The following is a 9,080-nucleotide window of genomic DNA, read 5'->3' as shown; positions in this document are numbered from 1 at the left end:
AGACCCGCCTCCGTCACGAAGCCCGAGCGCAAGGAGTGCGCCGAGAAGCGGCCGTCCAGTCCCGCGGCCGCGCAGCGCGCCTTCACGATGAAACGCACCCCCTCGGCACCCAGTGGTGTGCCCATGCGGTCGCCCGCCAGCACGCGCCGGAAGATCGGCCCGCTGGTGATCCTGGCCGCGCGCAGGGCGCCGAGCCAGTCGCGCATCGCCTCGGCAGCCGAGCCCACCAGCGGCTTGTAGTTCTCCGGCAGGTCCTGGCCCAGCTGGTTCGCTTTGGAGTGGCCCAGGCCAAGGTGCAAGGGCGCGGCCAGGTTGCTGCGCATAACTCCAATCTTCACAGGCAAGCTCCTCACTTTCGGGAGCAGTTTCCACACTTACGGGGTTGTACAGATTTCCGGGGCCAGCTCTGTTGCGACAGAGCTCCACTTCCCTGTGCACGCGATGCGGGCGACTCAGTCTCTTTCAACGCATCAAACGCCTTCCGGTTCAAAATCGAGAAAAGCGAAGTTGGCCTTGAAGCCGGCCGCTTTCGGGCTGCAGGCGTAGAGCCCGCACTGCACGAACGGCGCCGCTGCGCGTTCACTCAGATGTGCGATTCGAAGTTGCGACCACGCGACTCCGTCTGTCGACGATTCCACGATGCAGTCCGAGCGCTCGGTGCGGATGCGAAACCAGAGCGCGGTCACCTCGTCTCCCACGGGCTGGGTCGACCAGTCGGAATACTGCCCGTTGGTGACGACGGCGCCAAGCCGGCTCGGTCCGTCCGGCTCGAACTCGACCGACGTTTTGAGCCAGCAGGACGGCGACAGTCGCACCATCAACCCGGCCTGGTCGTATTGGTGGCGCGGCGAAAAATGCACCTGCGTGGTCAGCGTGAAGTCGCCGGTCGCGTTCAGGTACAGGAAGTGCCCGTTGTCGACTTCGAAGCCGTAGTGGGTGCGTTGCCAGAAATCGGTACCGGCGTCCGGTTCGATCGACAGGCCGCCGCCTCCGGTGCCGATGCGCCAGTGCGCCGGTTCGGACTGCCAGCGCAACGCGGGATGCAGCGCCAGGCCGGAAAAATTGTCGTGCATGGCAAGGTCTGTCATTCCGACGCTCCGTCGAGATAGATGCGCTGGGCGTTGCCGCCGAAGATCGCGTCGCGCGCCGTGCCGGCCAGGTGCGCCAGCAACGCTTGCGCGCTGGCCATCCATTCGTCGTAGCCGCCCGCAAGGTTCACCACCGGCCAGTCGCTGCCCCACACCAGCCGTCCGGCGCCGAAGCAGTCCAGCAGATGCTCCACCACCGGGCGCAGCCGCTCGAGGGAACGGTCGTCACCGCACTCCGTGACCAGGCCCGACAGCTTGCAGGCGGTGCCCTCGAATTTTGCGACGGCGGCGATGTCGCGCCGCCATTCGTCCAGCAGGCCGGAACGGAGCGCGGGCTTGGCACCATGGTCGACCACCACGCGAAGCGCTGGATGCCGCCGTGTCAGTTCGGCCAGCCGCGTCAGGTGGCGTGGCAACACCAGCGCGTCGAACACCAGGTCATGTTCCACCATGGCCTCGAACGCCGGCCGCAATGGCTCGCGCAGCAGCCAGCCGTCGTCGGCGATGTCCTGAACCATCGGTCGCAGACCGATGAGCCACGGCGAACCGGCCAGGGTCGCGATGGTCGCGGGCGCCGCGACATCGTCGAACTCACACCAGCCGACGACGCCTTTGACGAACGGTGTCGCTTCGGCTATGCGCAGCAGCACCTGCGTTTCTGCCAGCGTCGGTGACGCCTGCACGAGCACGGTGCCGTCGATGCCGTGCCGCGCCAGCATGGGCCGTAGTTCCTCCGGCGAGAAGTCGCGATAGAGCGCCGACTGGTCCGGCGACATCCAGGGGTAGTCGGCGGCCTGCGCCACGCGCCAGAAGTGCTGGTGCGCGTCCAGCTTCATACGAGCGCCGGCGGCGTCGGCGCAGCATCGGGCAACAAGCCCGCGGTGCGCAGGTCGTGCCACAACTGCGCGGGTATCAGCGCTGCCAGCGAGGCGATGTTGCGGCGCACTTCGTCCGGCGTCACGGCGCCCAGCACCAGCGTGGTGACGGCCGGATGTCCCAGCGCGAATTGCAGTGCCGCATCGACCAGGCGCACGCCGTTCGTGTTGCACACCGCGTCAATGGCGGCCACCCGCGCCATCACGGCGGCCGGTGCTGGCTGGTAGTTGTAGCGCGCGCCGGCTACTGCACCAGTGGCCAGGATGCCGGAATTGAAAACTCCGCCGAGCATGACAGCGATGTTTTTTTGCTGCGCCAGCGGCAGGAACGAGGCCAGTGCCGGCTGCTCCAGCAGCGAGTAGCGTCCGGCCAGCAGCATGGTGTCGAAGTCGCCGGCATGGGCGAAGCGCTCGCACATTTCGCTTTCGTTGAGGCCGACGCCGATGGCGCGCACCACGCCTTCATCGCGCAATCGGCTGAGCGCGCGGTAGGCCCCGTTCATGGCTTCCGAGAAACGGGCTTCGATCGCGTCGGGGCCGTGCGTCCAGACATCAACGTCGTGAATCAACACGATGTCGAGACGGTCGAGCCCGGTGCGCAGCAGCGACTGCTCGATCGAGCGCAGGGTGCCGTCATAGGAGTAGTCGAGCATGACCCGATGCGGCAATGCGCCGACGAAGCCCGGGCTCGCGACTTCGGCATTGCCGTCGTCGTGAGCCGGGGCGGTTGCACGGCGGGTCGGCATCGGATCGAACCAGCGTCCAACCTTGGTCGACACCACGATGCGGTCGCGCGACCGATGCTGCAGCACCTGCCGGAGCGCTGCACCGGCGCGCAGTTCGGCCAGGCCGTTGCCATAGTGCGGCGCCATGTCGAGCAGGTTGATGCCGCTGTCGAAAGCGGCGACCACGGCCGCGACGCTGGTGGCTTCGTCGAGATGGCTGAACAGGTTGCCGAGGGGCGCCGCGCCAAAGCCCAGCACCGTCACGTCGAGGCCGGTGCGGCCGAGCGGACGCCGTGGCAACGCGGCTGTTACCGGCGCGCTCACAGGACCCCCTTGCGCAGCAGGAAATTGCCATACGGCATGGTGTCTCCGGTGAGGACCACGGCGCATGCGCCGCGGGCCTGCGCGTAGTAGGCGAAGCGCTCGAGGCCCGCCACCTGCGGCACCGGATCGAGCCGGGAGAACACCGTGTCGATGGCTTCGCGCTGGATGTCGGCCAACACCTCGGGACGACCGACCTGTTCCATCCGGTGCACCGGGCTACCATCGAAAGTGTCGAGCGGCAACACCGAGAGAATGGCGCGCAGCACGGCAATCGTCCCGCAGCCCGGCAGGTGGATCAGCGGTTTGCCGGCGGCAATCGAATAAGCCGGGAAGTTGGCGTCGCAAACGGCGATGAAGTCGCCATGTCCCATGGCCGCCAATTCGCGCAGCAGCGCTGGTGTGAGGAGTGGATCGATGTTCTTAAGCATGCGGGCCTCAGAGTGATTTGCGTGTCAGGCCCAAGCGTGACAACGGAGTTTGCTGGAGAAAAACGGCAACGATGATGATGATTCCCTTCAGCAGCAATTGCGTGTTGCTGTCGATGTTGTTGAGCAGCAAGATATTGCCCAGAAACCCGAAGATCAGCACGCCCGCAATGGTTCCCGAGATGCGGCCGGCGCCTCCCATCAAGGTGGTCCCGCCGATCACAACGGCGGCGATCGCATCGAGCTCCCAACCCAGTCCGGCATCTGACTTGCCTTGTCGAAACTGCGCAGCGAACAGTACACCGACCAGGGCCGACAGCAGGCCCGAGATGGCATAGGTCGCGATCTTGTGGCGGTCGACCCGCAGTCCCGACAGGCGTGCGCATTTTTCGTTGCCGCCGATGGCGTAGAGGTACTTGCCGAAGACGGTGCGGCTCAACACGAAGCCGAAGATCAACGCGGTGCCCAGAAAAAACAGGGCGGGTACCGGCACGATGCCGAACAACAGGGCGCGCAGCGCCTCGATGTCCGTGGTGGCGTTGGTGCCGCTGTAGATCGCATGCACTGCCGTGTCCTGACCTGAGATCAGGCGCGTTGCACCGGTGATGGCGACCATGCTGGCCAGCGTCACGATAAACGGTTGCATCCTGCCTCGCGTGATGATCCATCCGTTCAGCATCCCCATCGCGCAACCGGCGAGTGGCACCACCAGCAGCACCAGCCCCAACGGCAGCTTGCTGGGCAACTCGACGGCGATGGCGATGGCCAGGCCAAGCCCGGCGACCGGGGCGGCGATGACGGCCAGCACGCGCTTCGGGTCGGAAGCGTCCCGGCCTTCATTCGGCGTTGCAGTCGTCGCTGTCTTCGAGCGGAAAAAACGCACTGCGACCCAGACCAGAAGGCCGGCCACGGGCACGCTCGCTGCGAGGCCGAAACTCGACGCGCCGGTCCAGCCGGCTTGCGTCAGCAGCATCGCCGTCAGGACACTGCCCAGGCTCATGATCGAGCCGACCGATAGGTCGATGCCACCTGCGATGATCACCAGTGTCATGCCGATCGAGATGATCCCGATGTTCGACACCTGCCGGAACACATCCGACAGATTGGAGCCGCTCATGAAAATGTTGCCCCCGTCCGCGTCATGCGGCGACGCCAGCACGCCGATCGCCAGCAGGACGATCAGGCCCAGGTAGTACTTGGCGCTGGCGAGCAGGCCTTTGATCACGGTGGATTGCATCAACATCAAGAGGTCCCGGCATGGCCGGCGGCAAGCCGTACCAGTGCATTGGCTGAAAAATCGGAGCGTTGCAAGGTGCCCGTGGCGCGGCCGGCGCAAAGCACCACGATGCGGTCGCACAGCAACATGAGTTCGTCGATCTCTGCGCTGGCGATGAGCACGGCGAGCCCGGTGTGCGTAGCGGCGCGGATGAGCGCATAGATCTCGGCTTTGGCCGCGGTGTCGACACCGCGGGTCGGCTCGTCAAGCAACAGCAGACAGGGCTGGCGCAGCAGCCATTTGCCGATGATGAGCTTCTGCTGGTTGCCGCCGCTGAGCGTGCCGCTGGGCTGTTCGATGAACTTATAGCGCACGTTGAAGGTCGTGGCATTGGCGATGGCTCGGACGCGTGCAAGGCCCCTGCGATAGAGCGGGTAGCCCGGCAATTGCCCGAGGTTGGGCAGCAGGAAGTTGGCCTCGAGGTCTTGCTCCAGCAACAGACCGTCGCGCTTTCGATCCTCAGTCACCATGCCGACACCGGCCTCGACGGCTTCACAGGGCTGCCCGAATCGGACGTCCTGTCCTCGGTAATGAATGCGGCCTTCGACGCGGTGCGGCGAGATGCCGAACAGCGCCTCCAGGATCTCGGTCTTGCCCGCGCCCAGCAGGCCCGACAGGCCGACGACTTCGCCCGCGCCGACGGTGAAGGAAACACCGTCGACCACGCTGCGCGCCGTCGTGGCCAGGCCCAGATGCTCGACCGTCAGTACCGGCGCGACGGTCGGCCCGGGCAACGCGGGCTCCTTGTCGCCGATTGCCGAAAATTTCTTCCCGATCATCAGTGACACCAGGGCTGAGGGGGATTCGATCTCCGAGGTCGCCCAGGTCCCGATCTTCCGGCCGTCGCGCAATACGCTGATGCGATCTGCCAACAAAAAAATTTCGTCCAGCCGGTGCGTGATCAGCACGATCCCGATGCCTTGCGCGCGCAGTCGTCGGCACAGCGCATAGAGCGCCTGGGTCTCGGTGTCAGACAAGGCCGACGTCGGCTCGTCCATGATCAGCACCGTCGCGTCGGCGATCAATGCCTTGGCAATCTCCACCAGTTGTTTCTCGCCCATGCGCAGACCACCCACCGGTGCTTGCGGGTCGGCGGGGAAGCCCAGCGAGCGCAGCACGGCGGTAGCCCGGGACCGCATGCGTGGGCGGTCGGGCAGGCGCCAGCGCGTCAGCAGTTCCTTGCCTAGGAAGACGTTTTCGACAGCGCTGAGCGAGTCGATGAGATTCAACTCCTGATGGATCGTGGCAATGCCTGCGGCTTGCGCGGCGGCCACCCCAAAGAGCTGCTTCGGCTCGCCGACCAGGGTCAGTTCACCCTGGTCGGGTTGATGAATACCGGCCAGGATTTTCATCAGCGTCGACTTGCCGGCACCGTTTTCACCGGCGATGGCGTGGATCTCGCCGGGCTCCAGATCGAAGTCGACACTGGCCAGTGCCTGGGTGCCACCGAACGACAGACTGATGCCGGTCATGCGAACCAGGCAGGCCCGGGTGGTTGTCAGCTCGGTTTCGGCCATGCGCGGATCAGTGCGAGGCGATGAAGGCTTTGGCGTTGTCCTTGAACACGCCTTCGGTGTCGAGAATCACGTTGGGGGGAATCTTCTCGCCCTTCAGCATCTTGAGTGCCTGCCGGATCCCCTCTGCGCCGGGCGTCGGATAAAGAAAGGTCGCCGCCAACTCCCCGTTGAGAACCCAGGTCGCACCCTCTTGCGGCAGCGCGTCGGCGCCGATGAACTTGATCTGCTTTTCGCGGCCCAGATCCTTGGCGGCCAGGTAGGCGCCGTACGCCATCGGATCGTTCTGCGCATAGACCACGTCGATTTTCGGGAAGCGGCGCAGCATGGTTTTCATGTACTCATAGGCCTTGTCCTGCTTCCAGTCGATGTCGACCCGCTCGTTGAGCAGCGTGATGCCTTTTTCCTTGCCAACCGATTCGAAGACGCCGTTGTGCCGGTCGTGCGCAGCCTGAACGCCCTGATTGCCCCAGATCTCGATCAGGTTGCCGCGCGCTTTGCCCGGGCCGCCGAGGGCATCGACGATGTACTTGCCCGCTGCGCGGCCGATGGCCACGTTGTCGCCACCGATGTACTGCGTGAAGGCCTTGCCGTCGACGTTGCGGTCGAGCACGAACACCGGGATGCCGGCTTTGGTGGCCTTTTCGACCACGCCGGTGAGTCCGGCGGATTCTTTCGGGGAAATGAAGATCACATCCATCTTCTGCGTGATGAAGTTGTCCATGTCGGCAACCTGTTTGTCGGTGCGGTCGCCCGCGTCCGCGATGATCAGTTCGATCTCTGGATGTTTGGCGGACTCGGCCCGCATGTCCTTGTTGAACTGGACGCGCCAGGGTTCGAGCGTGGTCACCTGGGAAAAGCCGAAGCGGTATTTTTTACCCGGTGTCTGCGCGTTGCTGGACGACACGCCCAGCGCCAGTGCCGCGAAGGCCAGTGCACCGTTCACAAGAAGTCTTCTGGAATATTTCATGGGTTGTCTCCGGTCTGTTGGTCAGATCTGTCTATAAATATAAAACGTTTCAATTTTTATTTCGGCATAGATAGTGTTCCTTGTGTGCAGGGATCAAGAAGTGCGTTTCTTCCGGACCGGGCGGGCTGCTGTGGTCTCGCGTGGCAACAGCTCCGCCTTGAAGCGCAAGTGCGAGAACGGCTGGGTTTGATGGCCCCGAAGTCCGGCGAGCATCAGTTGCCAAATGGCGTGACCGATGGCTTCGACGGGTTGCCGAATGGAACTGATGCGGGGCTTCAGCACCGACATCCAGGGTGCGTCGTCGAAGCTCAGCAGAGACAGGTCGGAGGGCAATTGCAGGTTGGCGTCGCCAATGGCCCGCAGGGCTGCGAGCGTCAGCACATTGCCGGCGGTGAAGAGGGCGGTCGGCCGCTCGGGCTTCAGCAGCATGTCGAGCATCACCGGATGGGCCTGGGCTGCATTCATGCCGCACATGACGATCTGGATGTGGTCGGCCAGATCGGCCTCCTGCATCGCCTTGATGTAGCCGTCGGCCCGGTCCCGGCTGTTCACGAGGTCGAGCGTGTTCACCGCGAAAGCAATGCGCCGGTGGCCGAGTGACAGCAGGTATTGCGTGCCCATGTGTGCCGCATGAAGGCTGTCGGTGGTGACCGTGTTGACCGGAAAGCTGTCGTTCACGCGGTCGGCCATGACCACCGGGACGTTGCACTGCTGCAGCTCTTCGAGGGCATGGTCGTAGCCCTGGCAAGGGATCAGGATCATGCCGGCGACCTGGCGCGACAAGACGAAGCGGATGCGGTCCATTTCGATTTTCGGATCTTCGTCGGCGTGCGCCAGCACCAGGAAGTAGCCGTTGGTCGAAGCGAACTTTTCAAGCGCGTGCACGAGCTCGAGGAAAAAAGAATTGAGCAGGTCGGGAATCACCAGCCCGATCGACGTCGAGCGGTTGCGCCGCAAATCGGCCGCAATGCCGTTCGGCCGGTAGCCCAGGGTTTTGGCCGCAGCACGGACGTTCTCGCTGCGTCGCAACGAGACGCCAGCTTTTCCGGCAAGCACCTTGGAGGCGGTACCGATTGACACGCCCGCCGCATTGGCGACTTCGCGCAGGGTCACGCTGGGAAGGGGATCTTTGTTTTCGGTGTCCATTAAATATAACGTTTCAATAAGTGTGTCGCGAACGTCAACCGCTTGCAAGGCGCGCTACTAATGGTTTCCCCGATGCGTCGAGATCGATGGGGGGCGCGGCTCCAGGCACGAGTTGCAGCTCCGCGAGCAAGCGGCTGATCTGCTGCGCAGCGACGCGCGCAATCGCCGAGCCGGTCAACTCGACCCGGGCGCAGCGACCGCTTGAAGCCCGGGAGTGAAGGTACGCATGCCTGCCTTGATTCACGCGGCCGTGAACTGGATCTGCACCTTGAGACGGTTGCTGATTCGCGCTCGAGAGTGCGAATGCCGGCTCTTTAGCGTCGTTGCTTCTTAGCCAACGCTTTCATGCCTCGGGATGTTCGCCAAGCAAATCCAGGATTTCATCGTCCAGTTCTGGCCGGTCCGCACGCGTGTTGACTTAAGGAAGACCTGCAAAACAGGCCCACTCTTTGCATGATCTGAAGCCATGATTTCCAAACGCGTGACACTGCCCAACCAGCTTGGCCTGGGCCTGAACCTGTCGACGAAGAAGACGCGCAAGCGCGAGTTTCTCGGCGAGATGGATCGAGTCGTGCCGTGGAACGCACTGGTGCAGATCGTCCAGCCGCATGCACCGCGGGCCAAGACCGGTCGCCCGCCGTTTGCCATCGAAACCACGCTTGTGGCGCGTCAATCCATCTGAGAGGCGCGCGACAGTCTGGATGAGAAGGATGTCGCGGCTTTGCGATGATGCCCGA

Annotated in this window: 8 protein-coding genes and 2 pseudogenes; 1 reads left to right on the top strand and 9 read right to left on the bottom strand. The window is 64.0% G+C overall.

The genetic code is table 11. The annotated features are described in order from the left end of the window. From QN413_RS26510 to QN413_RS26470, 9 genes and pseudogenes are all read right to left on the bottom strand, one after another. Window positions 1-287 (bottom strand): annotated as a pseudogene (locus QN413_RS26510) (integrase); the annotation flags it as partial. Between the two features lie 183 nt (window positions 288-470). Next, entirely contained in the window at window positions 471-1,088 is a 618-nt protein-coding gene (locus QN413_RS26505) for a DUF1349 domain-containing protein (protein WP_323499562.1), read from the bottom strand. Further along, on the bottom strand, window positions 1,085-1,924 hold the full coding sequence (locus QN413_RS26500; protein ID WP_323499561.1) for an amidohydrolase family protein: 840 nt from the start codon (window positions 1,922-1,924) through the stop codon (window positions 1,085-1,087). The genes QN413_RS26505 and QN413_RS26500 overlap by 4 nt, the downstream gene beginning before the upstream one ends. Further along, the gene (locus tag QN413_RS26495) at window positions 1,921-3,012 is read right to left on the bottom strand and encodes an aldo/keto reductase (protein ID WP_323499560.1); all 1,092 of its coding nucleotides are present in this window, start codon (window positions 3,010-3,012) and stop codon (window positions 1,921-1,923) included. The genes QN413_RS26500 and QN413_RS26495 overlap by 4 nt, the downstream gene beginning before the upstream one ends. Then, window positions 3,009-3,440, bottom strand: a complete 432-nt coding sequence (locus tag QN413_RS26490; RefSeq protein ID WP_323499559.1) for an RbsD/FucU family protein — start codon at window positions 3,438-3,440, stop codon at window positions 3,009-3,011. Before QN413_RS26490 ends, QN413_RS26495 begins: the two co-directional genes overlap by 4 nt. Before the next feature lie 7 nt (window positions 3,441-3,447). Next, window positions 3,448-4,680, bottom strand: coding sequence for an ABC transporter permease (locus QN413_RS26485; protein ID WP_323499558.1), 1,233 nt, complete (start codon window positions 4,678-4,680; stop codon window positions 3,448-3,450). Next, window positions 4,680-6,230: a sugar ABC transporter ATP-binding protein gene (locus QN413_RS26480; protein WP_323499557.1), complete on the bottom strand. Its 1,551-nt coding sequence runs from the start codon at window positions 6,228-6,230 to the stop codon at window positions 4,680-4,682. The genes QN413_RS26485 and QN413_RS26480 overlap by 1 nt, the downstream gene beginning before the upstream one ends. A gap of 7 nt (window positions 6,231-6,237) precedes the next feature. After that, window positions 6,238-7,197, bottom strand: a complete 960-nt coding sequence (locus QN413_RS26475) for a substrate-binding domain-containing protein (RefSeq protein ID WP_323499556.1) — start codon at window positions 7,195-7,197, stop codon at window positions 6,238-6,240. A gap of 93 nt (window positions 7,198-7,290) precedes the next feature. Continuing rightward, window positions 7,291-8,343: a LacI family DNA-binding transcriptional regulator gene (locus QN413_RS26470; protein ID WP_323499555.1), complete on the bottom strand. Its 1,053-nt coding sequence runs from the start codon at window positions 8,341-8,343 to the stop codon at window positions 7,291-7,293. Between the two features lie 466 nt (window positions 8,344-8,809). On the opposite strand from QN413_RS26470, the pseudogene QN413_RS26465 reads away from it, so the two are divergent. Beyond that, window positions 8,810-9,004, top strand: a pseudogene (locus tag QN413_RS26465) (hypothetical protein); the annotation flags it as partial. Window positions 9,005-9,080: the final 76 nt, after the last annotated feature.

Origin of the sequence: Variovorax sp. LG9.2 (assembly GCF_035018885.1) — a bacterium.
In the GTDB taxonomy this organism is placed as follows: domain Bacteria; phylum Pseudomonadota; class Gammaproteobacteria; order Burkholderiales; family Burkholderiaceae_C; genus Variovorax.
This window is presented reverse-complemented; position numbering and strand designations above follow the sequence as displayed.

Excerpts from the sequence above, each read along its gene's own strand:
- QN413_RS26475 (WP_323499556.1), bottom strand. The coding sequence starts at position 7,197 with ATGAAATATTCCAGAAGACTTCTTGTGAACGGTGCACTGGCCTTCGCG.
- QN413_RS26500 (WP_323499561.1), bottom strand. The coding sequence starts at position 1,924 with ATGAAGCTGGACGCGCACCAGCACTTCTGGCGCGTGGCGCAGGCCGCC.
- QN413_RS26505 (WP_323499562.1), bottom strand. The coding sequence starts at position 1,088 with ATGACAGACCTTGCCATGCACGACAATTTTTCCGGCCTGGCGCTGCAT.
- QN413_RS26485 (WP_323499558.1), bottom strand. The coding sequence starts at position 4,680 with ATGTTGATGCAATCCACCGTGATCAAAGGCCTGCTCGCCAGCGCCAAG.
- QN413_RS26490 (WP_323499559.1), bottom strand. The coding sequence starts at position 3,440 with ATGCTTAAGAACATCGATCCACTCCTCACACCAGCGCTGCTGCGCGAA.
- QN413_RS26480 (WP_323499557.1), bottom strand. The coding sequence starts at position 6,230 with ATGGCCGAAACCGAGCTGACAACCACCCGGGCCTGCCTGGTTCGCATG.
- QN413_RS26470 (WP_323499555.1), bottom strand. The coding sequence starts at position 8,343 with ATGGACACCGAAAACAAAGATCCCCTTCCCAGCGTGACCCTGCGCGAA.